This window comes from Paraburkholderia franconis, assembly GCF_009362735.1.
Taxonomy (GTDB): Bacteria; Pseudomonadota; Gammaproteobacteria; order Burkholderiales; family Burkholderiaceae; genus Paraburkholderia; species Paraburkholderia franconis.
This window is the reverse complement of record NZ_WHNP01000001.1, coordinates 68,503-94,180: the sequence shown is the minus strand read 5'-3', so window position 1 is coordinate 94,180 and position 25,678 is coordinate 68,503. Positions and strand designations below refer to the sequence as shown.

Below are 25,678 nucleotides of genomic sequence, written 5' to 3'. Positions count from 1 at the left end.
ATTCTGGACAATCGGACGGACCCGCGCGGGCGCATAGTCGGGCGGACCGAAGACCGTATTGTGTGGCCCACTGGCGATGAATCTCTTCCTCTATATCGTGACCGTGCTGATCTGGGGTACCACCTGGATCGCGATCAAGTGGCAGCTCGGCGTCGTGCCGGCGCCCGTGTCGATTGCCTGCCGATTCTGGCTCGCGGCAATCGTGCTGTTCGCGCTGCTCAAATTGATGCGCCGTCCCGTGTGGCCGCCGCGAGCCGCGTGGCGCTTTCTCGCGGCACAGGGCCTCGCGCTCTTTTGCGTGAACTTCCTTTGCTTCTACTACGCGGAAGGCGTCGTGCCGAGCGGTCTCGTTGCCGTCGTGTTTTCGACGGCACCCCTGCTGAACTCGCTCAACGGTCGACTTTTCATGGGCCGCCCGTTGCAGCCGACGGCGATCGTCGGCGCGGTGCTTGGGCTTGCGGGCATCGTGTGCCTGTCGCTGCAACAGATGGCGGGGCACCTCGGCGATCACGCGGCATGGCTCGGTCTTGCCGTCGCGTTCGCGGGGACGATGTGCTTCTCGGCGGGCAATCTGCTGTCGAGCCGCATGCAGTCGATGGGCCTGCATCCCATCGTCACAAACAGCTGGGCGATGCTGATCGGCGCGGGCGTGCTGACGCTCGGCAGTCTCGCCGCCGGTTTGCCTTTTGCGCTCGAAGCGGACGCGCGTTATCTCGGCGCGCTTGTCTATCTCGCCGTGCCCGGCTCGGTGATCGGCTTCACCGCATATCTGATGCTCGTCGGCCGCATCGGGCCCGAGCGCGCCGCGTATTGCACGGTGCTGTTTCCGTTCGTCGCGCTTGCGGTATCGACGGTGTTCGAAGGCTATCGATGGTCGGTGCTTGCCGTCATCGGGCTCGTGCTCGTCGTGGCGGGCAATCTCGTTGCGTTCGGCATGACGCGGCGGCTCTTCGTGCGGCGTGCACGTGCCGCGTGAGGTTTCATGGGGGCCCTAGAGCGAAGCGATCGCCGACGGCCATGTCGCTAACATCCCGGCGTTCTCGCCGGACGCCATAAGCGATGAGCGCGGAGTGAACCGGCGTTGATCGCAGTCAGTCGAACGGATACCCGCCGATGCATGCCGTCTGTGCGAATGGACGGCTGTGCGCGATGGGTATATAACGACAGTACCGATTCCTTCACGATGTCAGAACAGGAGCGACGATTCATCATGACGCGCGATGATCCGGACAAGCAGAAAACTGGCGAACAGCCGGACCTCGAACACCTCGATGCAGCCGTGACGCATGTGGATCAAATGGTGTCGTCGGGCAACATTGCCGTGAGCGCGGCGCGCGGCATCCTCTACAGCCTGATTGAGACACTGGGCGCGCTGGTCGGCGATCCGGACCTGCCGGAACACGCGCGTTCCGGCTACGAAGGTCTGCTCGAAACGGCCCGCGAATTGCGGGTCAAGCTCGATCGCTGACGGTTGGCTTCCCTTGCATGCATGTGGCGCTTCATTGGCGCCGCATGCATCGCCTGCAACATCTGGTCACAGGATTTCGGCATCGTCGTCTGCCTGTGATACAAAGGGCGCTCGTTTCGAATCGCCCATCTTCTCCTGATGCTTTCCTCGCTGGTTTCCCTTCGCGATGCAGTGATGCTCGCGCTCGGCATCGTCGTCGTGCTGATCACACCTGGCCCCACGAATACGCTGCTGGCCGCAGCCGGATTGCGCCAGGGCGCGCGCCCCTCGCTGCCGCTGATCGGCGCGGAACTGGCTGGCTATCTCGTGTCGATTTCCGCATGGGGCTGCTTTCTCGCACGCGCATCGCATACGCTGCCGTGGCTGCCTTCGGTGCTGCGCATCGCGAGCGGTCTTTACATCGCGTATCTCGCGATCGACATGTGGCGCGCGGCGGTCGCGTTGCCTGATTCGATGGCGCCGGCGAACGGACCGCGCGCGCTCTTCGTCGCGACGCTGCTCAATCCGAAGGCCTTGTTGTTCGCGGGCACGATCTTTCCGCCGATCGCCTTCGAAAGCCTCGCGGGCTATGGGTTCGCGATGGCCTTGTTCGCGTGCCTGCTCTTGCCGATCGCGCTCGCGTGGATCGCGTTTGGCGCGGCGCTCGGCAGCGGCAGGCTCAGGTGGCTCGATCCGGTGAAGATGCAGCGCGCCGCTTCCGTCGTGCTCGGGATGTTTTCGTTGTCGCTCGCGTGGGCCGCATTGCACTGAGCCTGTGAAGGTGCGCGCTCAATCGGCGTCGGCGGCGGCGAGCGCTTGAGCGAGGCCGTCAGGCCCCGACGTGATCTGCAGTTGCGGCGTGCCGTGCCAGTCCGCGCAACGTTGCAGCGCGCGCCGCAAGTCCGACGTGAGCCGGCCGCTCACGCGCACGCCCGGCTCCAGGTGCAGCGACTTCACTTCGAACACGCCGCTCGCGCGATGCGCCTTCGCATCGGCGCGCCCAATCAGCTTGCCGCGATTCAGGATCGGCAGCACGTAGTAGCCGTATTTGCGCTTCGCAGCGGGCACGTAGCACTCGATCACGTAGTCGAAATCGAACAGCGCGGCGACGCGCTTGCGGTCCCAGACGACGGGATCGAACGGCGAGAGCAGCGTCGTCACCGTCGATGCGAGCTTGCCGTTCGAAGCGTCGTCGACGAGGGGCGCGAAGTCGCGATGCACGAACGTGTCCTGTTTCCAGCCGTCGACGCGCACGGGCGTCAGTTCGCCCTCGTCAGCCAGCCGGTTGAGCGCGTCGACGTACGGGCGGCGCGGCATCCGGTAATAGTCGGCGACGCAGTCCGCGCGCACGACACCGAGCGCGCGGCAACTGCGCCGCAGCAGTTCTTGCGCGACGGCATCGGCGGATTGCAGATCGCGCGCATCGTTCCAGTGCGGCAGCACGCGCGCCGTTACATCGTAGACGCGCTGGAAATTGCGCCGCTCCGCGACCATCAATTCGCCGATCGCGAACAGCACTTCGAGATGCCGCTTCTCCGGCTTCCAGTCCCACCAGCCATTGCCTTTGCCCGCCTCGCGCGCGAAATCCGCCGAGCGCACCGGCCCCGTCGCGCGGATATGCGCGAGCAACCTGTCGATGTCTACGCGGTATTGCGCGTGCCAGTCGGCGGCGTATTTCCAGCCCATATCGGACGGATCGAGCATCCGGTGACGCATCAGGCCGTAGTCCTCGATGGGCAGAAAACATGCCTCGTGCGACCAGTATTCGAAGAGCCGGCCTTCCGAGAGATGTTCGTCGAGCCATTGCGGCTGATAAGGCCCGAGCCGGCTGAACAGCACCAGATACGGACTTCGCGCGACGACGTGAATCGTGTCGATCTGCAGTTGCGCCATCTGCCGGATCGCGTCGAGCACATCGGCCTTGGTCGCCTTGCGGCGCGGCGGCGTGAGCAGGCCTTGTGCGGCCAGATGCAGCGTGCGGGCGGCGGAAAGAGGAAGAGTGATCACGCTTTTGTGTCGTAGCGGGCCGAGCGGCGACATGGACTCGCGCCATGCCGGACTTTCGCTACTGTAGCGTGATCGGTGAAAACGGACGGGCGGTTTGCCTCTTCAGCCCGTATGCCCGTCCGCCGACGTCACCAGCGTCCGTGACCGTGATGCCTTTCCCAGCCGCGATGATGCCCGTGCCCGTACCAGCGCGGGCCGCGCCAGTAGTCGCCTCGATAGCCGCCGTAGTAGACGGGCGGCGGTGGCGCGTAGACCACGGGCGGCGGCGCGTAGTAGACGGGCGGCGGCCCGTAGACGGGAGCAGGCGGGCCCAGATAGACGCCGACACCGACATGGGCCGCAGCCGCGGTCGATGCGCAAGCCGCCGCGAGACCGACGGCTGCCGATACGATCGCACGTTTGCTCATACTGTCCTCCTGTGTCGACCAGAGTTGGCGCTTTAGCGCCTACTCTGGTCCCATGCAAAGCTCGACCAGAGTTGGCGCTTCAGCTGTCGGCTGAAGTTAGTGCTTCAGCACTTACTCCAGCCCCATGCAGAGCACTTGCTCTGGTCCCATGTAGCGCGGTCGAGCCGAGTTGGCGCTCATAGCGCCTTGCTCTGGTCTCATGCAAAGCTCGATCGGAGTTGGCGCTCATAGCGCCTTGCTCCGGTCCCATGCAGCGCGGCCGAGCCGAGTCGGCGCTTAAAGCGCCTTGCGCCGGCCGCATGCGGCGCGCTGTCGACGAGAATTGGCGCCTCAGCGCCCCACTCGCGTCGCATGCAACGCTCGCAAAAACCCGTCGACGGCGCCCGAAGCGGTCGCATATTTCTGACGGGACGCTGACTAAATCTTACGAAGAAGAAAGCATCACAGGTGCAAGCAGACGGTCGCGAATGTAACGACCGGTAAGCGGGCGGGCGCGATGCACGCCGCGAAAGGCGCGACCGGCCGGCGCGGTGACACGCGCCAGCCGGTGCAGGACAGAAGAGGGGAAAGAATCAGGCGCCGAGCGCGACCGTTTCGCCCGCGCGCTCCGCGAGCATCTGATGGATTTGCGCGACGACCTGCGCGCCTTCGCCGACGGCAGCCGCGACGCGCTTCGTCGATCCCGCGCGCACATCGCCGATCGCATAGACGCCTTCGACGGATGTGGTCAGATCGCACGCCGAATTTGCGCCCGTGATCACGAAGCCCTTCGCGTCCAGTTCGACGCCGCACGTGCGCAGCCAGTCCGTGTTCGGATCGGCGCCCGTGAAGAGGAACAGGTGCCGCGAATCGAAACGGTCGCGGCCGTCCGCGCAAGGACGCTTCAAGCCGATCTGCGCGAGCCCGGCTTCGTTGCCTTCGAGCCAGCCGATCTCCGTGCCCGGATAGACGGTGACATTGGGCAGCGACGCGATCCGGTCGATCAGATAGCGCGACATCGTCGCTTCGAAGCCGCTGCGCCGAATCAGCACGTGAATGTGCTTCGCGTGCGAAGCCAGATACACGATGCCCTGGCCCGCCGAGTTGCCGCCGCCGACGAGCACGATCTCTTCGCGCTTGCAGAGCTTCGCCTCGACGGGCGACGCCCAGTAGTAGATGCCGCGTCCGTCGAAGTGGTCGATGCCTTCGATCTCCGGGCGCCGGTACACCGCGCCGCTCGCGATGACGATCGAGTGCGCGCGGATGCTGCCCTGGCATGCGAGTTCGAGCCGGTACGGACGCTCGTCGCAATGCAGCGACTTGACCCTGACGGGAATGGCGACGTGTGCGCCGAACTTCTGCGCCTGCACGAATGCGCGGCCCGCGAGCGCCTGTCCGGAGATGCCCGTCGGAAAACCGAGATAGTTCTCGATGCGCGAACTCGCGCCTGCCTGCCCGCCGGGCGCGCGACCGTCGAGCACGATCACCGAGAGGCCCTCCGACGCCGCATACACGGCCGTCGCCAGCCCGGCCGGACCCGCGCCGACGATGGCCACGTCGTACACGAATTCCGAATCGAGATCGGGGATCAGGCCGAGGCATGTCGCCAGTTCGGGGTCACTTGGATGGCGCAGCACGGAACCGTCCGGGCAGATCACGAGTGGCATGTCGTTCGGGCCCGCCGCGAACTGCTCGATGATGCGCAGTCCGTCCTCGTCGCGCTCGTCGAGCACCGTGTGCGGATGGCCGTTGCGCGACAGGAAGCCTTGCAGCGACACGAGCCGCCGGTCGTTGCTCTTGCCGACGATGATCGGCCCGCCCGCGCCTTTCTCGATCAGCCCGACGCGGCGCAGGATCAGCGCGCGCATGATGCGCTCGCCCAGTTCGGCTTCCGCGACGATCAGCGCGCGCAGGCGCTCCGGCGCAATCAGCAGGGCTTCGCCGGCTTCGAGCGCCATGCCGTCGACGAGCGCTGGCTTGCCCGACAACTGGCCGACTTCGGCGAGAAACGAGCCCTTGTGATGCTCGTTGATCAGGTGTTCGCGCCCGAGACCGTCGCGCTGATAAATCTTGACCGCGCCCGACAGCAAAACGACCATGCCCGGCCCCCGCTCGCCCGTGCGGAACAGCATCTCGCCCGGTTCGAAGTGGCGCCGTTCGCCGAACTTGCACAGCCGCTTGATTTCGTCCGGCTGGAGTTCGGGAAACATCTGGTGACGCCGCGTCGAAAGCATCGAGAACGGTGCGTCATTGATGACAACATGCTGCGAGTCTTCGCCCTCTCGCGTGACACCCATCGGATTCGCTCCTTGCAGGGCTGCGCGCCGGGTCGGGTCGCAGCCGATGCCAATGTCGGTTCAGACTGTTTTCGGCGTGATGCCGACGGCGACCGTCGGCTCCGGTTCTTCCGCGAGCGGCTCGAGCTGCCGGCCCGCGTCGCGCCATGCATCGAGGCCGCCGCGCAACGGCAGGACGTCGCTGAAGCCGGCCTCCGTCAACTGCTTCGCCATCCATGCCGCCGACACTTCGTTCGGGCACGAGCAATAGATCACGAGCTTCTGGTCGTGCGGATACTTCGTGACGATTTCGTTGAGCTGGCGTTCGTCGGCGAACACCGAGCCGGGGATCACGAACGGATCGAGCTTGCGCTTTTCCTGCGAGCGGATATCGAACAGGACGGGCGAACGCTTGTCGAGCATCAGCTTGTACAGCTCGTCGACATCCATGCGCGCGGTCGCGAGCTTCCTGATCAGCTGACGGCGCCGATACCAGCGATACGCGCAATAAATGGCCAGCAGCACCACGACGACGACGGCCGTCATCTTTCCGAGGCGGCTCGCGCCGGCGAACAGCATGTCGATCTGCTGCGCGAACACGACGCCGAGCACGAGGCCAAGGCCCGACCAGAGCGTTGCGCCGATGCTGTCGTACGCGAGGAACATGCGGTACGGCGTGCCCATCGCGCCCGCCATCGGAATGGAGACGATCGACAGCCCCGGCACGAATTTGGCGACGGCCAGCACGCGCACGCCCCAGCGGCCGAAGAAACGCTCGGTCTTCTTCACGCAGGTATCGCGCGACAGCGACAGCTTGCACAGCGTTTTCAGCGTGTTGCCGCCGTAGATGCGGCCGGCCGCGAACCAGGCGCTGTCGCCGATCAGCGTGGCGAACACGGCGAGCACGAGCACGGGCAGCACCTGCACGCCAATCGAGCCAGGATGCATGGCGGCCATCGCGCCGAACAGCACGAGAGAAGGCATCGCGGGCACGGGCAGCCCGATCGACGCGGCGAGCACATTGGCGAATACGATGGCAGGCCCGTACTGCTCGACGAGATCATGTAGCATCGGCTTACTTTCGCGGCCGCTCGGGCCGGAAAACGACGTGGATGGGACTCAACGATTATGGACGCATTTTCACCGCGTGCAAGAGAGGTGCGGTCTGCGCCCAGGATACTGCGGGAAAGCGGAAAACTCGTGTCGCCGCGCGCTTCGAAAGGAAGCGTCCGGCGCGCCCGCCGAGCGCCATGCAGCGTGATGCGACGTTCGACAGAACATTGGATATAAGGGCGACCGCGCGAAAAACAAGAGGCGCGGCGCTCGTGGTACGGACGCCGCGCGCTCTTTGTGAAGCGACTGTTGACTGCTGGAATTATTGCCGGTGATTGTGCTGCTCGCCCGGTAGTTCGGCGCCATGCGCACGGATGGCCGCGATCAGTTCCGCCGGCGTGATTTCATAACGCACTTCGCGGTGGATGCCCGGCTTGCGTTCATCGACCTCGATCAGAAGAATGCCTTTCCCGTCTTCTGTCGATTCGAGGCGCAGCGAGCGTAGTTCGCGACCGGTTGCGTCGTCGTGCTCGGTGAGCAGGGCCATTGCCCCGGAAGACCCGGTGGTGCGCATCGAAAATTCCCTCTTGCGTGATTGAACGACGTTGCTGAACAGGCATTGTAAGGGGTAGCGCCGCGCGCCGTCTGTCGCGTGGCGCTCACACTCCCGCGATTATGCGGGTGAGTCGTGCGCAACGCATCAAAGGGACTAAGCGCTGCGCGCAGAGACAAGGCTGGTGCGGCTTTCGGCGGGATGCGGCGATTTTCGCACGGGCGGCGCGCTCGCGTGCGGCGCGTTTCAAACGTGCGTCACGCGCGTTCTCCGCGCCTATTTGCGGTGCGCTTTCGCGCGCTGTCATGGCAGTGACGTTTGAGTGTATTAGCGCAAGTTTCAGGAGGCGGCGTCTCGGCGTGCTGCGCTAAAGTCGGTACTGTTGGAAGGCAGCTTCGGCAACCTCGGAACGCAGCCTCGGAGCGCAGCCTCGGAGCGCAACATCGGAGCGCAACATCGCGGCGAATCGCGGAACTTCGATCCCCGATCGATGCCTCGCTTCAAGCGCCGCTTAAGTGATCTTGCGGGAGGGTCTCATGAAGCAATGCATGTCGATGCCGAGTCCGCTCGGCGATATTCTGCTGCGCGCGGAAGACGATGCGCTGACGGGCGTGTTCTTCGTCGGCCAGAAATATTTTCCGGCCGCGGACGCGGCGCTCACGACGCTCGCGCCTTCGCGCGTACTGCATCAGGCGCGCGAGCAGCTCGGCGAATACTTCGTGGGCGAGCGACAGCAGTTCACGCTGCGGCTGCGCATGCTGGGCAGCGCGTTTCAGCGCGACGTGTGGGAACAGCTCGTAGCGATTCCGTACGGCGAGACGGCCAGCTACGGCAGCATCGCGCGGCGGCTGGGCTTGCCGCTGTCGGCATCGCGCGCGGTCGGCGCCGCGAACGGGCGCAACCCGATTTCGATCGTCGTGCCGTGCCATCGCGTGATTTCGAGCGCAGGCGATCTGACCGGCTATGCGGGCGGACTGCACCGGAAAGAAGCGCTGCTGACGCTCGAACGCCCGATGTCGAAAGCGCCTCAGCAGCTCGAATTACTCGCCGCGGATTGAGTGAGACGCACCGGCGGACATCAAACGCAAAGGAGCGGATAAAAAAATAGCCCGTCCACAAAAGGGGCGGGCTACATAAACGCCGTTGTTACTCGGGTCAGCTGGCCCGCATACAATCCTGGGCGCTGACGGTCGTATCTTCATCGGACAATAGTGCGCTGTCGAGATGGGAGTAACGATGATCCATCAGACCAAAGCGTCTTCCTCGGACCCGGCGCGAACCGTGTGATCGGATGTCGCCGGGCTGCGCAGCGGCGCGGCCCCGCGAGTGGGCGCCTTGCGCGGGGCGCGCGACGTGGGCGCGCCCGCAACCGTGAAGAGCCGCACGGCCTCGTCGAGCACATCGGCCTGTTCCGCGAGACGCTGCGCCGTCGCGGCGGCCTGCTCGACCAGCGCGGCGTTCTGCTGCGTTGCGCTGTCCAGATGCGAGACGGCCTGGTTGATCTGGCTGATGCCGTCGGCCTGTTCGCTGCTGGCATTCGCCACTTCGACGATCAGCGATGACACGCGCGCCACGGCCTCGTCGATCGCGGCCATCTGCGCCGTCGTGCGCGCGACCAGTTCGGTGCCTTGCGAGACCTCGTTCACCGTCGTGTCGACCACCTGCTTGATTTCCTTCGACGACGCCGCGCAGCGCTGCGCGAGCATGCGCACTTCGCTCGCGACGACCGCGAACGAACGGCCTGCCTCGCCTGCGCGCGCCGCCTCGACGGCGGCGTTGAGCGCGAGGATGTTGGTCTGGAACGCGATGCCGTCGATTACGCCTGTGATGTCGGCGATGCGTTTCGATGCTTCCGTGATGCCCGCCATCGTCTGCTCGACCTGCCGCGCAACCTGCCCGCCGAGCGCGGCCGCAGCCTGCGCGTCGCGCGCGAGATCGAGCGCGCGCACGGTCGTGTCGGCGTTCGCCTGAACGGTCGTGGTCAACTGCTCCATCGTCGCGGCCGTTTCTTCGAGCGACGCCGCCTGCATTTCCGTGCGGCGCGCGAGATCGACGTTGCCCGTCGAAATCTCGTGCGCGGCGTCGAGCATGCCGCCGATCTGCGAGCGCACGTCGAACACGATCGCGGCGAGATTGGCCTTCAGCTGATTGAGCGCCTGCAGCACGTCGCCGAGGTCGTCGTGGCGGGCGATCGTCAGGTCCTGGGTCAGATCGCCGGCAGCCATGCGCGTCGCGAACGACGACATCGCGTCGACGGGCTGGGCCAGGTGGCGCGACAGCAGATACGCGGCAGCGGCGCTCGTCGCGGCCGTCACGCCGAACGCGATCCAGAACGGCAGCGGCGGCAGCCCGCCCCACGCCGCGAGGCCCGCCGCGAGCAGCGCGACGGGCGCGACCGTATAGCCGATCGTCGCGCGCGTCGCGACGGGCAAACGCATCAGCGCCTGCAGCCGGCCAGCGAGACCCGTGCGCACGACCACGCCCCGCTGCAGCCGGTAGCCGCGCGCTTCGCCCGCGCGCATCTTCGCGTACAGCGCCTGCGCGTTGCGCACCTCTTCGCGGCCGGGCTTCACGCGCGCGCTCAGATAGCCGACGGGCGTGCCGTTCTCGATGACGGGCGTGACGCTCGCGCGCACCCAGTAGTGATCACCGTTCTTGCGCCGGTTCTTGACGAGCGCCGACCACGGATGGCCCGCGCGGATCGTCGTCCACATGTCGGCGAAGGCTTCGGCGGGCATGTCGGGATGGCGGATCAGGTTGTGCGGCTTGCCGATCAGCTCGTCGCGCGAATAGCCCGACACGGCGATGAAGGCGGGATTGCAGTACTGGATCTTGCCTTTGAGGTCGGTCGCGGACACGAGCATCTGCGACGAGGGGTAGTCGTACTCGTTCTGGGTAACCGGTTGATTATTGCGCATTACGTTGTTTGCCCTGGACTGCCGGATGCCTGCGCATCCGATTGAATCTCCATGGTTTAACGGCATCGACCCCTGAGGCTTGAGGTATTCCTGGTATTCGAGTCGGGTAAGCGTGCAACGCGGCATTAGCGCGGCCTTTGAATTCCGGCAAGCGTCGGCCGTCGCACGGAAACAACGCCTTTGAGCGTGCATTGGGCGTACGCTTTCGGAAAAAGCCCGTTTTGCCGAAGCCTCGCCGGGTTCCATCGACAGGCGTTCGGACAGGCGGTGCGCGGCGAAATGTTTTCGCTTTACTTCTGATCCACGCGACCTCGATAATTGGCTTTCTGTACGTGTTTTGTAAGTTACATTACGGCGCGCTGGGTGTTGCTATGCAACACAATTGATGCGCGCCACTTGTGCATATGGCTGTCGTTCCTATAAAAAGTCGCCTTCGAATTCGAATCGACTCAACCTTGGGAAGCCGAGCATGTCCGCGAACAAGATCAACAAGACAGCCGTAGCGGCAGCCGCAGCCGCCGTACTACTCTCGTTCAGCACAGGCGCGCACGCGCAGAGCAGCGTCACGCTGTATGGCGAACTGGACACGGGGCTCGCCTATATCAACAACGTCGGCGGCCACTCGCAGTGGAAATCGACTTCGGGCCTCATCGACGGCAGCTACTGGGGCTTGCAGGGCATCGAGGATCTGGGCGGCGGCAACCGCGCGATCTTCCGGCTCGAGCGCGGCTATTCGGTGACGACGGGCGAGATGTTCAACGATCACCCGTACTACGTCGGCCTCGGCAACGAGAAGCTCGGCACGGTGACATTCGGCCACCAGTACGACCTGATCCATGACTACTTCGCGCCGTTCACGCTGACGGGCGGCACGGGCGGCACCGCGTTCGCCCATCCGTTCGACAACGACAACGCCAACAACTCGTACCTCGCCGCGAACTCGGTCAAGTACGCGAGCCCGTCGTTCGGCGGCCTCACGTTGGGCGGCATGTACGCGTTCTCGAATGCCGCCGGGCAGTTCGCGAACAACCGCGCGTACAGCTTCGGCGCGAGCTACCAGAACGGCGCGCTCAATGCGGGCGCCGCGTATCTGCATGCGAACGGGCGCGGCAACACGGCGGCGGGCGCGTACACCCCGGTTGTGCTGCCCAGCGCGACGGATGTGTTCGATGCCGGCGTGCAGACGCAGAACACGTATGGCGTCGGCGTGAGCTACGCGATCGGCGACTTCACGATGGCCGCGGCCTGGTCGCGCTCGACGTACGCCGGCGTCGTGGTGATCGATACGGGCGAGGCGGCGCCGTCCATCGGCTTTTCCAACTACGAAGTCAACGGCATCTATCAGCTGACGCCGACTATTTCCCTCGCCGGCTCGTACACGTACACGAAGGGCTCGGGCGCGCACTGGCATAACGGCGGCGTGCAGGCGGACTACCAGTTCTCGAAGCGCACGGACACCTATCTGGAAGCGATCTATCAGCACGCGTCGTCGGGCGCGCCTGCCGTCATCAACACAGCCGATCCGTCATCGAATCACAATCAGGTGCTGATCGGCGCGGGTCTGCGGCATCGCTTCTGACGCACGCACGAGCGCGGCGCGCCGTCGGTCGTCACGCCGTCAGGCGCGCTGCTTCATCAGGCCTTCGGGCGCCTGCGGCTCGCTGAGCAGGAAGCCCTGCACGTAGTCGCAATTCACGCGGCGCAGGATGGCGAGCTGCGCCGCGTTTTCGACGCCTTCCGCGATCACCTTGATACCGAGCTCGTGCGCAAGCCCGACGATGCCTTCGACGATCGTCTGCGTCGCCGGATCGTGCTCGATCTTCGACGTGAAATGCCGGTCGATCTTTACCGTGTGCGGCGCGAAATCGGCGAGATACATCAGGCTCGAATAGCCCGTGCCGAAGTCGTCGATTGCGATGCGTACGCCCAGGCGTTTCAGCTCGACGATCGACTTTTGCGCCTGCTGCGGATTCTTCATCAGCGCCGTCTCGGTCAGCTCGATTTCGAGCTTGCCGGGCGGAATGCCGTGCTGCATGAGCGCGCAGCCGACGTCGCGCACGATCTGCTCGCTGCCCAATTGCCGCGCCGACACGTTCACCGAGATGCCCAGATTCATCGCGCCCGCCTGACGCCACGCGGCCAGCTGGCGCAACGCATGATCGAGCACCCACACGCCGACGCCCGACACGAAGCCGGTCTCTTCGAGCAGCGGAATGAAATCGCTCGGCGCAATCAGGCCGCGCGCGGGATGCTGCCAGCGGATCAGCGCTTCTGCGCTGTGCACCGCGAGCGAGTGCGGCTCGTGAATGGTCTGGAAATGCAGGAAGAACTGGTTCGTCGCGAGCGCCTCGGGCACGTCGCGTTCGAGTTCGAAATCGCCGATCGTGCGCGCGGCTTCCTCGCCCGCGAACTGATAGCCGTTGCGGCCCGTTTTCTTCGCGGTGTACATCGCGACATCGGCGCTGGACAGCAGCGCATCGTGGCCGCTGCCGTGCTCCGGATAGACCGAGATGCCGATCGACGCCGTGATGAACGCGCCCGCCCCGCCTTGCAGGCGATTCGCCGAAAGGTTGTCGAGCAGCGCCTGCGCGAGCGCTTCGAGCCCCGCCTTGTCGACGACGCTGCCGATCAGCACCGCGAACTCGTCGCCGCCCAGCCGCGCGACATACGCATCGTCGGGCAGCGAACGGCGGATAACGCCGCCGACGTCGCGCAGCAGATGATCGGCGACGAGATGGCCGAGCGTATCGTTGAGCACCTTGAAGCGGTCGAGGTCGACGAACATCAGGCCGAACGGTTTGCGCGCCGCGCACCGGCTTTCGATTTCGCGCAGCAGCGCAGCGCGGTTCGCGAGGCCCGTCAGCGAATCGGTGTACGCGAGCCGGTCCAGTTCGGCGATGCGTTCCTGTTCGGCCGTCACGTCTTCCGTGATGCCGACGATCCGCAGCACGTTGCCGTTGTCGTCGTGGACCGGGTAGCCGGTGCTGCGCAGCCAGTGCACGGTGCCGTCGGCTTTTCTGATCCGGTACTGCGCGCGTCCTTCCGTCGATTCGGCCATCACGCGGCGCATTTCCGCCTGCAACGCTACGCGGTCTTCAGGTATCACGAGGTCGAGCCAGCCGTTCGGGTGGCGCAGCAACTCCTCGCGATCGATGCCGAACACGTTCGACGAGCCTGCCGTGATGTAATGGAAGTACTCGAAATTCGCGCTGTACGAGAAGAACACGAGCTGCACGTGCGCTTCCATCTCCGACATCAGTTCGCTTTTCGTGCGCAGCTCCGCAAGCAGCCGCGTCTGGTTCGAAATGTCGAGCGATGCGCACACCACGGCGATCACCGTGCCGCTGTGGTCCTTGACGGGGATGAGTTGCGAGTCCCACCACTTCGGCTGACCCGCCGTCGTCGTGCAGCTGCCGCGAAACGACGCGGCCGTGCCGCCGAGCGCGCTTTTGAACGCGGCCATCGCCGCGTCGTGGTCGTCGCCTTTCCAGAAGCCGAGCCAGTCGGCGCCTTCGAGCTCGACGGGCGACGACGCTTCCATCAGCGCGGCGCCGTAATCGTTGATGCGCAGCATGTGCCCTTGCAGATCGAGCAGCTTGACGCAATCGCGGCTCGCGTCGAGGAACGAACTGGCGAGCGCCATTGCCGCCGCCTGCCGCGCCTTTTGCGCGGCGAAGCGCTGACGCGTCGCGATCATCGCGAGTACGCCCGCTGTCGCGCCGATTCCGACCTGCACGCCGAGCGGCAGGGCCGGCCAGCGCAAGGCCATTTGCAGCGCGACGCCGGCCGTGCCCGCGCCGATCCCCGTCGCAACGCTAATCGCGAGACTCACAGGCCCGACCGCGCGCCGGCTCGACCACGCGTCGAGCACGAGCGATAGAAAGTGCTGATCCTGCCGCGACTCTTTCGCCGCATTGCGGCGCCATTTCAACGGAAGGCTCGTCGTCATTGCGGACTTGCCTTCAGGAGAGCACGCGAAACATCGCGCGGGATCGCCGCCCGCGCGGCGCGCCAATCGATGCAGCATGCGCCGCGCGCGTGAGCGAAGCCGCGCGCGGCGGATGCTGCATAGATCGATTCGGGAAAGGAAATGCCTGTCATGGAGCCGGCCACTTTGGCGGTAATTATTGCTGGGCGTGCGAGGCGGCGCTGATTTAATTGTTTACGGCGCGCCGGGGTTTTTGTTTAGCCTGTCGAATTGTGCCTGTTTTTACAGGGTCAAACCATAACATCGTCTGTCGTTGCACATGCAACGAAGCGTGATGAAGAACGTTTGCTTACCTAATCTTTTCGTACTCGCGTCAAAAAATCCGCTGTGAAACGAATCGTTTGTGCATGACTGCGTGCTGCTGAACGGTCGCGCTGTCGGCGGCGATATATGCTGACGATCCCGCGCCGGCTTGCTAAATTGCGTGTTCAGGCACCGCAAAAGCCGCGACGGCGGGCGGTTGCGCCGCGATCGCCGCAACTGCGCAACACCCGCATTTCTGCGGCCGCAACGGCGTCGTACGGAAGAAGACCCAGCAAGGAGACCCCATGCGCGCCGTATTCCAGTACCCGTTCCCCGTCACCGAGCGCAACGTCGCGCGCAACAAGGTGGTCAGCGCACGCGCCGCCGTCGAACTGATCCGGCGCGGCGACACCGTCGCGACGGGTGGTTTCGTCGGCGTCGGCTTTGCCGAGGAAGTGGCGATCGCGCTCGAAGAACGCTTCTTCGATGCGAACGCGGCGACATCGGGCGGACCGGGCGCATTGGGCACGCCGGACGCGTCGAACGCGCATCTCGACCTGACGCTCGTGTACGCGGCGGGCCAGGGCGACGGCAAGGCGAAAGGGCTGAATCATCTCGCGCACGAAGGGCTCGTGCGCCGTGTGATCGGCGGGCATTGGGGACTGGTGCCGAAGCTGCAGCAGCTTGCGATCGACGGGCACATCGAGGCGTACAACCTGCCGCAAGGCGTCATTTCGCATCTGTTCCGCGATATCGCCGCGGGCAAGCCCGGGCATCTGTCGACGATCGGCCTCGGCACGTTCGTCGATCCGCGTCATGGCGGCGGCAAGCTGAACACGCGAACGACGGAAGACCTCGTCGAACTGATCCATATCGGCGGCGACGAGCATCTGTTCTACAAGACCTTCCCGATCGACGTCGCGATCATTCGCGGCACCACGGCCGACGCGAGCGGCAACGTCACGATGGAGCGCGAGGCGCTCACGCTCGAAGCGCTCGCGATTGCGATGGCGGCGCGCAATTCGGGCGGCATCGTGATCGTGCAGGTCGAGCGGCTCGCCGATACGAACACGCTCAATCCACGCCAGGTGAAGATACCGGGCATCATGGTCGATTGCGTCGTGGTCGCGCGGCCCGAGCATCACTGGCAGACGTTTGCCGAACCGTACTCGCCCGCGTTCGCGAGCGAGCTGCGCGTGCCCGCGAATTCGGTGCCCGCGATGGAGCTCACCGAGCGCAAGGTCATCGCGCGCCGCGCCGCGATGGAACTGATGGCGAACAGCGTCGTGAATCTGGGCATCGGCATGCCGGAGGGCATTGCGAACGTCGCAAACGAGGAGGGCGTGATCGACCTCTTCACGATGACGACGGAGCCCGGCGTGATCGGCGGCATTCCGGCGGGCGGGCTGAATTTCGGCGCGGCGACGAATACGCAGGCGATCATCGATCAGCCGTATCAGTTCGACTTCTATGACGGCGGCGGTCTCGACGTCGCCTTTCTCGGGCTTGCGCAGGCCGATCGCCAGGGCAATCTGAACGTCAGCAAGTTCGGGCCGAAGCTCGCGGGCGCGGGCGGCTTCATTAACATCAGCCAGAGCGCGAAGCGCGTCGTGTTCGTCGGCACGTTCAACGCGGGAAATCTCGATGTGACGATCGCAGACGGACGCCTGCGGATCAATCGCGAGGGCACGTGCCAGAAGTTCGTCGACGAAGTCGAACACCGCACGTTCAGCGGCGAATATGCGGCAAAGCGCGGGCAGCCGGTGCTGTACATCACCGAACGCTGCGTGTTCGCGCTGACGCCGCGCGGACTCGAACTGACGGAAGTCGCGCCCGGCATCGACGTGCAGAACGACATCGTTGCGCAGATGGGATTTACGCCGATCATCGAGCGGCCGCCGCGTCAGATGGACGAGCGCATCTTTCGCGCCGGGCCGATGGGCCTGCGCACGATGCTCTTGTGCCTGCCGCTCGAAGAGCGCTTCAATTACGACGCCGAGAAGAATATGTTCTTCGTGAACTTCGAGGGCTTGCAGGTGACGTCGGCGGAGCAGGTCGACGCTATCCGGCAGCAGGTCGAATCGCGCCTGTCGGGCGTGCGGATCAAGCCGCAGGCGATCATCAACTACGACAACTTTTCGATCAATCCCGAGCTGATCGGCAGCTATTCGGTGATGGTGACGAAGCTCGTCAACACGTTCTATTCGGGCGTGACGCGCTACACGACGAGCAGCTTCCTGCGCATGAAGCTCGGCGACGCGCTAGAGGAGCGCAACGTCGCGCCGTATATCAACGAACGTCCGGGCGACGCGCCGACTCATCGATAAACGCGCGTGCGGTGCCGACATGATTCGCTCATGATGAGCGTGCGAAAATAGCGCTTTCTGCACGACAGTTCACGCATTCAAGAAGTCATCATGAGCGGTTTCATTCCCAGTGTCCCCGGCAAGAACGAGAGCGATTTCGAAGTCAGCGCGGGCTCGAAGCTTGCTGGCTACCGGCGCTTTTTCGGCGTGCTGCGCGTCGTGCGCAAGACGGACGGACGCCTGCTGTTTCCCTTCGACGGCGCACCCGACCTCGGCCCTTTTCCAACCAAAGACGAAGCGCTCGCGGCGGCTCAGGTGTACGGCGAGCATATCGTCGAAGGCGATCTCGCGCGGCCCGAAATGTGAGCGCGCGGGCGCTCGCGAAATTCTGTTCGGGCCCCGCGCAATGCGCTTGAAGCGCGCGCATCGCCCGACTATCGTTTGATTGGATCTTGCCGGAGACGATCATGCGCGCTGATGCCATCGATGTGCATTTCGACAGTGCACACCTGTTTCTCGACCTGGCCGACGGCCGTGCCGTCGAATTTCCCCTCAACTGGTTTCCGACACTCGCCGCGGCCACCGACACGGAGCGTGAGCACTTCGCCATTTCGCTCGACAAGCAGCAGCTTTTCTGGCCCGAGCTCGACGAAGACATGGACGTGACCGCGTTGTTGTTGTCGTTGCCGGAGTCGATGCGCCATTAGCGGCGGTGGGTTCTAAGTCTTGCGCGAATGTGCGGCTGTGTGACGAATGCGAGGACGCGCCGCGTGCGGCAGCGCCCCGGAAGCGGCTGATTGTTCGCGGCGCTGAACGCAAAGCCTCTATTGACCGCAAAAAACAAAGGCGACCCAATGGGTCGCCTCGATCACAACAGGAAGGGCGCACGAGCCACGCGCCCTGACGTCGTCAATCCTTAGACCAGCCCCGTCGCGTAGTAAAGCGCGATCACGAAGAACACAGCGAGCGTCTTGATCACCGTGACGGCGAAGATATCGCGGTACGACTCGCGATGCGTGAGCCCCGTGACGGCCAGCAGCGTGATCACGGCGCCGTTGTGCGGCAGCGTGTCCATGCCGCCGCTCGCCATCGCGACTACGCGATGCAGCACTTCCATCGGAATATGCGCGGCCTCCGCGCCCTTGATGAACAGATCCGACATCGCCGCGAGCGCGATGCTCATGCCGCCCGACGCCGATCCCGTGATACCCGCCAGCGAGCTCACCGACACCGCCGCATTCACCAGCGGATTCGGAATGCTCTTGAGCGCATCGCTGACGACGAGGAAGCCGGGCAGCGCCGCGATCACGCCGCCGAAACCGTACTCCGATGCGGTGTTCAGCGAAGCCAGCAACGCGCCGCCGACAGCCGCTTTCGTGCCCGATGCGAAACGCTCCTGCACGCGGCCAAACGCGGTGATGACGACGAGCAGAATGCCGAGCAGCAGCGCGCCTTCCACCGACCAGATCGCGACGACCGTCTTGATCGTCGCCGTCACGGCCGTGCCGTGGTTGCCCGGCAGCACGTCGGGCGCAACGGTGTAGCTCGCGCCGTACCAGTCGGGAATCATGCGCGTGAGCATGAAGTTCGCGACGCCGACGAGAATCAGCGGCGCAATCGCCAGCAGCGGATTCGGCAGCCTTTCGGTTTCGACGCGCTCCGGTTCGTTGACGAGCGACGTGCCGTAGCCTTCGCCCTTCGCCATCGCCGAGCGGCGGCGCCATTCGAGGAACGTCAGGCCGACGACGATGATGAACAGCGACCCGGCGATGCCGAGTACGGGCGCGGCCCACGCGGTCGTCTTGAAGAACGTCGACGGAATGATGTTCTGGATCTGCGGCGTGCCCGGCAGCGAATCCATCGTGAACGAGAACGCGCCCAGCGCGATCGCGCCCGGCATCAGGCGCTTCGGAATATTGCTCTGGCGATACAGCTCGGCCGCGAACGGATACACCGCGAACACGACGACGAAGAGCGACACGCCGCCGTAAGTCAGCAGCGCGCAGACCGCAACGATCACCGCGTTCGCGCGCGAGCGGCCGATATAGCGGATCGCCGAATGCACGATCGACGCGGCGAAGCCCGACAGTTCGATCACCTTGCCGAACACGGCGCCGAGCAGGAACACGGGGAAGTACAGCTTCACGAAGACGACCATCTTCTCCATGAAGATGCCCGTGAACACGGGCGCGACGGCAGCGGGATCGACGAACAGCACTGCGCCGAGCGCGGCGATGGGCGCGACGAGAATCACGCTGTAGCCGCGATACGCGGCCAACATCAGGAACGCCAGGGCGGCGAGGACGATGACAAAAGCCAATTGAGTCTCCAAAGCTTGGTTGTTCTACGTGGACGCGCGCGAAGTTCGGCGCGACGGGCCGGCGCCCGCTGATGCAGGTTCCGTGCCATGCCCGTCAGACGCGGCTCGACGGCATGACGGGCTATTAACAGGCGCACCACCGGCTGCATTTTCAACGTGGCAGTTCGAACGAGTGTACAGAAGCGTCTCAAAAGCGAGACGAGATTTCTGTCCGTCGGATTCGATGCGGCGAAGCATAACCTATTCAGTGGGGTTCTTGCAGGTCTCGATCGTGAGATAATCCGTCCACAAATTGAGACAATTACAAAAAAGACTACACGGAGACAGCGTCAACATGATGAACGACTGGTCGGGCTTGCCCGCGACCTACAGCGACGTCTTGCGCCGCGCGATGGACTCGCTTTTCCGCACTTTCGAAAACTTCAGCGAAGGCACGTTCATCGTCGATGCCGATGCGCGCGTCGTGTGGATCAACAAGCGCTACGCGGCGCGTTTCGGTTTTTCCGATCCGCAGCAGGCGATCGGCCGCGACTGCGAAGCGGTGATACCGAACAGCCTGATGCGTGAAGTCGTGATGACGGGCAAGCCCATCCTGCTCGACATTCTTGAAACGGATCGCGAGCCGCTCGTTGTCACGCGCCTGCCGTTGAAAGACGACGTGGGCAAGACGGTCGGCGCTGTCGGCTTCGCGCTCTTCGACGAAATGAAAGCGCTTACGCCGCTTTTCTCGCACTACTCGCGTGTGCAGCAGGAACTGATCGCGACGCGCCAGTCGCTTGCGCAAGCGCGACGCGCGAAGTACACGTTCGCGAGTTTCGTCGGCACGAGCGCGGCGAGTCTCGAAGTGAAGCGCCAGGCGCGGCGCGCGTCGCAAGTCGATTCGCCCGTGCTGCTGCTCGGCGAAACGGGCACCGGCAAGGAACTGCTCGCGCACGCGATACACGGCGCGTCCGCGCGCTCGACGAAGCCGCTCGTCACCGTCAACGTCGCGGCCATTCCCGATGCGCTGCTCGAAGTCGAATTCTTCGGCGCGGCGGCGGGCGCCTATACGGGCGCGGATCGCAAGGGCCGCGTGGGCAAGTTCGAGCTTGCCGACGGCGGCACGCTCTTTCTCGACGAGATCGGCGATATGCCGTTGCCGCTGCAAGGCAAGCTCTTGCGCGTCTTGCAGGACCGCGAGTTCGAGCCGCTCGGCTCGAACCGCATCGTGCGCGCGGACGTGCGGATCATCGCGGCGACATCGGCCGATCTGCCCGCGCTCGTCACCGAGGGCCGTTTCCGCCCGGACCTGTTCTATCGCCTCAACGTGCTGACCATCCACGCGCCGCCGTTGCGCGAGCGGCAAACGGATATCGAAGCGCTCGCCTATACGATCCTCGAAGATCTGTCGACGCAGGTGCGCGGCGGTCACTTCGAACTGCAGGACGACGCGTTGCGCCTTCTTTGCGCGTATGGCTGGCCCGGCAACGTGCGCGAGCTGCGCAATACGCTGGAACGTGCGGTGATGCTGTCGGACAGCGAGCGCATCGATGCGCGCGCGCTCGCGCCGTTCATCGGGCCGCTGCGTGGACAGGCTGCGTTCGAGCCGCCCGCATCGGTTTCGGCAGAAGCATCGGCCGCGACGGCGGCATCGAACGATACGCCGCCGCAGCAGTGGGCCGACGCGATGGCCGCGTTCGAAAAGCGCTTTATCTGCGATGCGGTGCGCGCCTGCAACGGACGCGTGACGGAAGCGGCCTCGCGCATCGGCATGGGGCGCGCGACGCTGTACAAGAAGATCGCGGCATACGGCATCGACGTGTGAGGCTCGCCGCGAGCGGCGCTGCGCAGTACGATCGTCATTCGACGAAAAGCACAACGCAAGGAGACGCTGCCATGACACGCCGGGGCGCAGGCATCAGTGCGGGCATCATGCTGTTCATCGCGAGCGCGGTTTTTGACGTGCTGTATGCGCAACAGGCGCCGATGGCTGCTTCGGGGGCTTCGGCTGCTGCATCGACGGAACGGCGCAACTGGTACAACGATCCGTTCTTCGCGCTCTCGCATGCAATCGCCGATTGCCCCGTGCCGCTTGGCCCGATGATGACGCGCGCGCAAATGGAGGACGACGCGCACTATCGCGCGGAACGCGGCACGACCTGCTGGCTCGCGCACAAGTGCACGAAGCCGAACTCCTACATGTACGACCCGGAAATCGCCGACGCCATTCACGCGCGCTTTACGAATCCGCATGCGTTCGACGGCACGAGCCTGTGGATCACGGTGCAGCGCCGCTTTGTCTATGCGGAAGGATGCGCGCCCGCATCGTTCGACAGGCATGCGTTGCAACAGCAACTGGAGGCGATCCCCGATGTCGAACAGGTTTTCGTGCGTATCGCGACGGGCACGCATGGGGCGATGCCCTACAAGACGCTTGCACAGCCCGACAGACAGCCCGACGCGCAGCCGCAATAGCCGGATGACGCAACGCAGGGCGGCCGTGGCACAATCGCGTTCGTCGAAAAACAAGTAGCCAACGGGGTCTTCCATGAAACGCAGTCAAACATCCGCGGCGCGCCCGGCGCATTGGGTCCGCGGCGCGTCGTTTGCCGCCGCGCTGGCGATGACCGGCGCGCTAGCCGCGTGCAGCAGCGCGCCGCCGCTCTTCTCGCCGGACGGCCGGCCGACTACGCTCGTTCAGTGCCCCGCCGGCTCCGACAACTGCGAGCAGCAGGCGCAGGCGATGTGCGGCGGCGCGTTCGATGCGATGCGCACGACGACCAACAACGGTGTACGCAGCCTGTTGTACGCATGCCGCGGGAAGTGAGCGGCGCGTTTTTCTTGTCCGCTTTTCCCGAACCGTAGCCGGTTTCATCCGCGACGCCGGGCTGCGCGCGCAGCCTGTCATCTCCTCGTAGCACACCTCCCCGAAACGTTGCACTCGCACGCCGCGCGAGGCATTTCCGTGCGGCGCCCAACTGAACGCAACGATCTCCTCGTATAGATTGCCTGGTAAAGAACGCAACGAAGTTCCGCGGCGCTGGACACCAGACACGCGGCTCATCCGATTTCCGGAAAGCGTGCAGCAGCACAACGACATAGAGACCAGGTCGCACGAGATTTCCACGGCATATTTCGTGCTGTCCAATAACGCCTTGCGAGGGACCACGGGGAAGGCAATGAATCACGAACAGATCGAAAAGGATATCGAGCACCTCGAACACGTGATATCGCGCATTTCGGCTGCCGACGGCATTCCGCTGTCATACTGGCGCGGCCGGATCGATTCGGTGTCGCTGACGGCGCTGGTGCCGTCGCAGGTCAGACGTGTTCAAAAGCTCAGCGACGCACTGCACGCACTCGAAGTTCGTTACAAGCGATGAGCGCGCCGCGCGATCTGCGTTATCGCGCGATGCGCGCCTCGCCAATTGTCCACGAGGACCGTCGATGCACAGAGCAGGATTCTCGGCCGCGCGTCTTGCCCGGTTGACCGATACGATGCAGGGTTATGTCGATCGCGGCGAAGTGGTGGGCGTCGTCACGCTCGCGTGGCGAAACGACGAGACCGGCCTCTTCGACGCGCGCGGCTGGCGCGACGAAGCCGGGCGTCTGCCGATGCAGCGCGACACGCTGTTTCGCATCGCGTCGATGACCAAGCCGGTGACGAGCGCCGCGATCATGATGCTCGTCGAAGAAGACCGCCTTACGCTCGATGCGCCCGTCGCGCAGTGGCTGCCGGAACTGTCCGCGCCGCGCGTGCTGCGCGATCCCGCCGGCGCGCTCGATCAGACCGAGCCGGCGCGCGCGCCGATCACGGTGCTCGATCTGCTCACGCATCGCGCGGGTTTCGCGTATCACTTCACGTCGACGGGGCCGCTCGCCGATGCGTACGCTTCCGCGTTCAACGGATTCGATTCGGGCCACGGGCCGGATGCGTGGCTCGCGCGCATCGCGACGCTGCCTCTAATGTTTCATCCCGGTTCGCGCTGGCACTACGGCATCGCAACGGATGTGCTCGGCGTGTTGATCCACCGGATCAGCGGCCTGTCGCTCGGCGACTTCTTCCGCACGCGCATCTTCGAGCCGCTCGGCATGCGCGACACGGCGTTCTGCGTGCCGGACGCGCAGCTCTCCCGTCTTGCCACCGCTTATGCGATCGATCCCGACTCGCGCCGGCGCGTCGTCGAAGACCGCCCGCAAGCGAGCCGCTGGGCCAACCCGCGGCGCTTCCAGAGCGGCGGCGGCGGGCTCGTGTCGACGGCGGAAGACTATCTGCAGTTCGCGCGCCTGCTGCTCGGACGCGGCCGCGTCGGCGACGTGCGTCTGCTGTCGCATCGTTCCGTCGATCTGATGCGCACGAACTTTCTCGCGCGCGACCAGCGCCGGATGCCGTCGATCGGACACGTGCAGTGGTCGGGGCAGGGCTTCGGCCTCGGACTTTCGATCGTCGACGATCCGGCGCAGCAGTTGCCGCTCGGCTATCGGTCGACGGGATCGTTCGGATGGCCAGGCGCATTCGGCACCAGCTGGTTCGCCGATCCCGTCGAGAACATGATCGGCCAGATGTTGATCCAGCGACGTTCCGTTGAACCGTTCGACATGGTCGTCGAGTTCGAGCGTCGTCTGTACGATGCGATCGACGACTAAATTCGTCATGTTTTGACAACGCGCACTACCGATGCCTTTCTGACGGCACTACACTCCTACCCGGCACTTTTTACGTCCGATACGGTCACAGTTGCCGTACGGACATGCATGGAGACCTTGCCAGATGGCCACATACAAACAGCTGACCGCGCAACTCGAAAAGCTCCAGAAGGAGATGGAACAGGCGCGCGAGCAGGAAGTCACGCAGACGATCGCCGAGATCAAGCAGAAGATCGCCGAGTACGGCATCACCGCCGAAGAGCTCGGGTTCTCGACGAAGGCGCGCGCGCCGCGCAAGCCTGCGCTGCCGCCGAAGTATCGCAATCCGAAGACGGGCGAAACATGGAGCGGCCGTGGCCGCGCGCCGGCCTGGCTGGCGGGTAAGAATCGCGAGAAGTTTCTGATCGGCGAATGAGTTGCGCCTGACTATTCGCCGATGCATGACGCGCGCGAATAGGCGCGTCGAGGTCTTTCCTCCCATTTCTTCTTGTCCCGCAGCGGCATCGTTCGTTGTCTGAGCCAGCCGTGCAGTGAGCCGATGCATAGGTGCCGCCCGCACCGTTGCGGGCGTCCCGAAAATCCTCACCTTTGTCCGATTTGATTCGTGTCGGGGCGCACGTGGTCGGCGTTCGGGCGGCGTGCGACTGACCTGTCGAAGCGGCCACGCACACTCTCCAGCCAATCCGTTCGACCGTCCGAAAAGCCTTATACGACAAGCGGTTGCGCGTGCCGTCGAGAGCGCGGCCGCGCGCTTCCTCTTCCGGATTCGTTGATCTGGACAGCGCTCGTCGATCACGCGTCGGCTTCACGCCAGGCCACATTGGTCACCGCTTTTCGCCTCTCCCGAAAACGCTCACCTCAACCCTTTCCTTCGCCGATAACCCTCGCTCGGTGGAAACCCGGAGTTGAGCCCGCCTCATACCCCGGATCAAAAAACATCGATTCATCGTCGCGCGTTCCGGACAGCACAATCGGCGCACTCACCAAACCTGATGGAACGGAAACCATGAGCGCTACCACTGAAAAGCAACTGTTTATCGGCGAAGGATTCGAAGGTCCGGGCGTGAACCTCGCGCACATCAACGTGATCGTCGGCCCACGCAACGGCCCCGCTGGCCAGGCATTCGCCACGGCGCTGTCGACCCCGTCCGCGGGCCACGCGCCGTTCGTCGTGATCGCGCGTCCGGGCGTGCCGACCAAGCCGCTGACGCTGTACGTCAACAAGGCGCAGATCGAAGGCGACTTCCACGGCAACGCGACGTGGGGCGCATCGCAGGCGGGCATCGCGAAGGCGGTGGCCGAATCGCTGGAGAACGGCACGCTGCCGCCCGAAGCGGAGAACGACTGGGTCGTCGTGTCGGCGAACTGGGTCAACCCGGAGACCGACGATCTCGACGCCGTCTTCGAGAACAACTACCGCGCGTGCAAGAACGCGATCCTCGCCGCGATGAAGGGTTTGCCGCACAAGGAAGATGTGTTCGCCGCCGCGCGCGACGTGTCGAACCCGTTCTATACGCCGAAGCAGCGCTAAGCCGGCCGACAGCACAAAGGAGAC

Annotated in this window: 23 protein-coding genes; 15 read left to right on the top strand and 8 right to left on the bottom strand. The window is 64.6% G+C overall.

The annotated features are described in order from the left end of the window. Window positions 1-76 precede the first annotated feature (76 nt). From GCT13_RS00400 to GCT13_RS00390, 3 genes are all read left to right on the top strand, one after another. Window positions 77-976 (top strand): DMT family transporter, encoded by a 900-nt coding sequence (locus GCT13_RS00400; RefSeq protein ID WP_152754813.1) that lies wholly within the window; start codon window positions 77-79, stop codon window positions 974-976. Window positions 977-1,210: 234 nt separating this feature from the next. Beyond that, the gene (locus GCT13_RS00395) at window positions 1,211-1,468 is read left to right on the top strand and encodes a hypothetical protein (RefSeq protein WP_090869862.1); all 258 of its coding nucleotides are present in this window, start codon (window positions 1,211-1,213) and stop codon (window positions 1,466-1,468) included. A gap of 138 nt (window positions 1,469-1,606) precedes the next feature. Continuing rightward, entirely contained in the window at window positions 1,607-2,218 is a 612-nt protein-coding gene (locus tag GCT13_RS00390; RefSeq protein ID WP_193727552.1) for a LysE family translocator, read from the top strand. 18 nt (window positions 2,219-2,236) lie between these two features. On the opposite strand, the gene GCT13_RS00385 is transcribed toward GCT13_RS00390, so the two are convergent. The 5 genes from GCT13_RS00385 to GCT13_RS00365 all read right to left on the bottom strand — a co-directional run bounded on the left by GCT13_RS00385 (window position 2,237) and on the right by GCT13_RS00365 (window position 7,743). Then, the gene (locus GCT13_RS00385; protein WP_321574120.1) at window positions 2,237-3,454 is read right to left on the bottom strand and encodes a winged helix-turn-helix domain-containing protein; all 1,218 of its coding nucleotides are present in this window, start codon (window positions 3,452-3,454) and stop codon (window positions 2,237-2,239) included. A gap of 128 nt (window positions 3,455-3,582) precedes the next feature. Continuing rightward, window positions 3,583-3,861: a hypothetical protein gene (locus GCT13_RS00380; RefSeq protein WP_152754811.1), complete on the bottom strand. Its 279-nt coding sequence runs from the start codon at window positions 3,859-3,861 to the stop codon at window positions 3,583-3,585. A gap of 572 nt (window positions 3,862-4,433) precedes the next feature. Then, window positions 4,434-6,137, bottom strand: a complete 1,704-nt coding sequence (locus tag GCT13_RS00375; RefSeq protein WP_152754810.1) for an FAD-dependent oxidoreductase — start codon at window positions 6,135-6,137, stop codon at window positions 4,434-4,436. A 60-nt stretch (window positions 6,138-6,197) separates the two neighbouring features. Beyond that, window positions 6,198-7,187 (bottom strand): DedA family protein/thiosulfate sulfurtransferase GlpE, encoded by a 990-nt coding sequence (locus GCT13_RS00370; RefSeq protein WP_152754809.1) that lies wholly within the window; start codon window positions 7,185-7,187, stop codon window positions 6,198-6,200. A gap of 304 nt (window positions 7,188-7,491) precedes the next feature. Further along, window positions 7,492-7,743 carry a hypothetical protein gene (locus GCT13_RS00365; protein ID WP_012403560.1) on the bottom strand — a complete coding sequence of 84 codons (252 nt, stop codon included), beginning with the start codon at window positions 7,741-7,743 and terminating at the stop codon, window positions 7,492-7,494. Between the two features lie 515 nt (window positions 7,744-8,258). On the opposite strand from GCT13_RS00365, the gene GCT13_RS00360 reads away from it, so the two are divergent. After that, on the top strand, window positions 8,259-8,780 hold the full coding sequence (locus tag GCT13_RS00360; RefSeq protein ID WP_152754808.1) for a methylated-DNA--[protein]-cysteine S-methyltransferase: 522 nt from the start codon (window positions 8,259-8,261) through the stop codon (window positions 8,778-8,780). Between the two features lie 186 nt (window positions 8,781-8,966). Here GCT13_RS00360 and GCT13_RS00355 read toward each other — a convergent pair whose 3' ends face one another. Continuing rightward, window positions 8,967-10,640: a methyl-accepting chemotaxis protein gene (locus GCT13_RS00355; protein ID WP_152754807.1), complete on the bottom strand. Its 1,674-nt coding sequence runs from the start codon at window positions 10,638-10,640 to the stop codon at window positions 8,967-8,969. 469 nt (window positions 10,641-11,109) lie between these two features. Here GCT13_RS00355 and GCT13_RS00350 point away from each other — a divergent pair, with 469 nt between their 5' ends. Continuing rightward, complete coding sequence (locus GCT13_RS00350; RefSeq protein WP_152754806.1) at window positions 11,110-12,219, top strand: porin; 1,110 nt, start codon at window positions 11,110-11,112, stop codon at window positions 12,217-12,219. Window positions 12,220-12,258: 39 nt separating this feature from the next. On the opposite strand, the gene GCT13_RS00345 is transcribed toward GCT13_RS00350, so the two are convergent. Beyond that, window positions 12,259-14,589, bottom strand: coding sequence for a putative bifunctional diguanylate cyclase/phosphodiesterase (locus GCT13_RS00345; RefSeq protein WP_152754805.1), 2,331 nt, complete (start codon window positions 14,587-14,589; stop codon window positions 12,259-12,261). A gap of 587 nt (window positions 14,590-15,176) precedes the next feature. On the opposite strand from GCT13_RS00345, the gene GCT13_RS00340 reads away from it, so the two are divergent. From GCT13_RS00340 to GCT13_RS00330, 3 genes are all read left to right on the top strand, one after another. After that, window positions 15,177-17,198 carry an acyl CoA:acetate/3-ketoacid CoA transferase gene (locus tag GCT13_RS00340; RefSeq protein WP_152754804.1) on the top strand — a complete coding sequence of 674 codons (2,022 nt, stop codon included), beginning with the start codon at window positions 15,177-15,179 and terminating at the stop codon, window positions 17,196-17,198. Window positions 17,199-17,288: 90 nt separating this feature from the next. Continuing rightward, window positions 17,289-17,543, top strand: coding sequence for a DUF6723 family protein (locus GCT13_RS00335; protein ID WP_152754803.1), 255 nt, complete (start codon window positions 17,289-17,291; stop codon window positions 17,541-17,543). A 101-nt stretch (window positions 17,544-17,644) separates the two neighbouring features. After that, window positions 17,645-17,884 (top strand): DUF2442 domain-containing protein, encoded by a 240-nt coding sequence (locus GCT13_RS00330; protein WP_152754802.1) that lies wholly within the window; start codon window positions 17,645-17,647, stop codon window positions 17,882-17,884. Window positions 17,885-18,093: 209 nt separating this feature from the next. Here GCT13_RS00330 and GCT13_RS00325 read toward each other — a convergent pair whose 3' ends face one another. Beyond that, window positions 18,094-19,497, bottom strand: coding sequence for a GntP family permease (locus GCT13_RS00325; protein ID WP_152754801.1), 1,404 nt, complete (start codon window positions 19,495-19,497; stop codon window positions 18,094-18,096). A gap of 334 nt (window positions 19,498-19,831) precedes the next feature. Here GCT13_RS00325 and GCT13_RS00320 point away from each other — a divergent pair, with 334 nt between their 5' ends. From GCT13_RS00320 to fae, 7 genes are all read left to right on the top strand, one after another. Then, window positions 19,832-21,301, top strand: a complete 1,470-nt coding sequence (locus GCT13_RS00320) for a sigma-54 interaction domain-containing protein (RefSeq protein WP_152754800.1) — start codon at window positions 19,832-19,834, stop codon at window positions 21,299-21,301. A gap of 71 nt (window positions 21,302-21,372) precedes the next feature. Continuing rightward, a complete protein-coding gene (locus GCT13_RS00315; RefSeq protein WP_152754799.1) occupies window positions 21,373-21,951 on the top strand; it encodes a BON domain-containing protein in 579 nt (192 codons plus the stop codon). Between the two features lie 73 nt (window positions 21,952-22,024). Then, window positions 22,025-22,303 carry a hypothetical protein gene (locus tag GCT13_RS00310; protein ID WP_152754798.1) on the top strand — a complete coding sequence of 93 codons (279 nt, stop codon included), beginning with the start codon at window positions 22,025-22,027 and terminating at the stop codon, window positions 22,301-22,303. Window positions 22,304-22,655: 352 nt separating this feature from the next. Further along, window positions 22,656-22,859 carry a hypothetical protein gene (locus GCT13_RS00305; protein WP_152754797.1) on the top strand — a complete coding sequence of 68 codons (204 nt, stop codon included), beginning with the start codon at window positions 22,656-22,658 and terminating at the stop codon, window positions 22,857-22,859. A 64-nt stretch (window positions 22,860-22,923) separates the two neighbouring features. After that, window positions 22,924-24,123 (top strand): serine hydrolase domain-containing protein, encoded by a 1,200-nt coding sequence (locus GCT13_RS00300; RefSeq protein WP_152754796.1) that lies wholly within the window; start codon window positions 22,924-22,926, stop codon window positions 24,121-24,123. Window positions 24,124-24,247: 124 nt separating this feature from the next. Continuing rightward, window positions 24,248-24,538 carry an H-NS histone family protein gene (locus GCT13_RS00295; protein WP_152754795.1) on the top strand — a complete coding sequence of 97 codons (291 nt, stop codon included), beginning with the start codon at window positions 24,248-24,250 and terminating at the stop codon, window positions 24,536-24,538. A gap of 591 nt (window positions 24,539-25,129) precedes the next feature. Next, window positions 25,130-25,654 carry a formaldehyde-activating enzyme gene (gene fae / locus GCT13_RS00290; protein ID WP_152754794.1) on the top strand — a complete coding sequence of 175 codons (525 nt, stop codon included), beginning with the start codon at window positions 25,130-25,132 and terminating at the stop codon, window positions 25,652-25,654. The last annotated feature ends 24 nt before the right edge of the window (window positions 25,655-25,678 follow it).

Coding starts and splice junctions, on each gene's coding strand:
- GCT13_RS00400 (WP_152754813.1), top strand. CDS start 77: ATGAATCTCTTCCTCTATATCGTGACCGTGCTGATCTGGGGTACCACC.
- GCT13_RS00395 (WP_090869862.1), top strand. CDS start 1,211: ATGACGCGCGATGATCCGGACAAGCAGAAAACTGGCGAACAGCCGGAC.
- GCT13_RS00390 (WP_193727552.1), top strand. CDS start 1,607: ATGCTTTCCTCGCTGGTTTCCCTTCGCGATGCAGTGATGCTCGCGCTC.
- GCT13_RS00380 (WP_152754811.1), bottom strand. CDS start 3,861: ATGAGCAAACGTGCGATCGTATCGGCAGCCGTCGGTCTCGCGGCGGCT.
- GCT13_RS00375 (WP_152754810.1), bottom strand. CDS start 6,137: ATGGGTGTCACGCGAGAGGGCGAAGACTCGCAGCATGTTGTCATCAAT.
- GCT13_RS00370 (WP_152754809.1), bottom strand. CDS start 7,187: ATGCTACATGATCTCGTCGAGCAGTACGGGCCTGCCATCGTATTCGCC.
- GCT13_RS00365 (WP_012403560.1), bottom strand. CDS start 7,743: ATGCGCACCACCGGGTCTTCCGGGGCAATGGCCCTGCTCACCGAGCAC.
- GCT13_RS00360 (WP_152754808.1), top strand. CDS start 8,259: ATGAAGCAATGCATGTCGATGCCGAGTCCGCTCGGCGATATTCTGCTG.
- GCT13_RS00355 (WP_152754807.1), bottom strand. CDS start 10,640: ATGCGCAATAATCAACCGGTTACCCAGAACGAGTACGACTACCCCTCG.
- GCT13_RS00350 (WP_152754806.1), top strand. CDS start 11,110: ATGTCCGCGAACAAGATCAACAAGACAGCCGTAGCGGCAGCCGCAGCC.
- GCT13_RS00345 (WP_152754805.1), bottom strand. CDS start 14,589: ATGACGACGAGCCTTCCGTTGAAATGGCGCCGCAATGCGGCGAAAGAG.
- GCT13_RS00340 (WP_152754804.1), top strand. CDS start 15,177: ATGCGCGCCGTATTCCAGTACCCGTTCCCCGTCACCGAGCGCAACGTC.
- GCT13_RS00335 (WP_152754803.1), top strand. CDS start 17,289: ATGAGCGGTTTCATTCCCAGTGTCCCCGGCAAGAACGAGAGCGATTTC.
- GCT13_RS00330 (WP_152754802.1), top strand. CDS start 17,645: ATGCGCGCTGATGCCATCGATGTGCATTTCGACAGTGCACACCTGTTT.
- GCT13_RS00320 (WP_152754800.1), top strand. CDS start 19,832: ATGATGAACGACTGGTCGGGCTTGCCCGCGACCTACAGCGACGTCTTG.
- GCT13_RS00315 (WP_152754799.1), top strand. CDS start 21,373: ATGACACGCCGGGGCGCAGGCATCAGTGCGGGCATCATGCTGTTCATC.
- GCT13_RS00310 (WP_152754798.1), top strand. CDS start 22,025: ATGAAACGCAGTCAAACATCCGCGGCGCGCCCGGCGCATTGGGTCCGC.
- GCT13_RS00305 (WP_152754797.1), top strand. CDS start 22,656: ATGAATCACGAACAGATCGAAAAGGATATCGAGCACCTCGAACACGTG.
- GCT13_RS00300 (WP_152754796.1), top strand. CDS start 22,924: ATGCACAGAGCAGGATTCTCGGCCGCGCGTCTTGCCCGGTTGACCGAT.
- GCT13_RS00295 (WP_152754795.1), top strand. CDS start 24,248: ATGGCCACATACAAACAGCTGACCGCGCAACTCGAAAAGCTCCAGAAG.
- fae (WP_152754794.1), top strand. CDS start 25,130: ATGAGCGCTACCACTGAAAAGCAACTGTTTATCGGCGAAGGATTCGAA.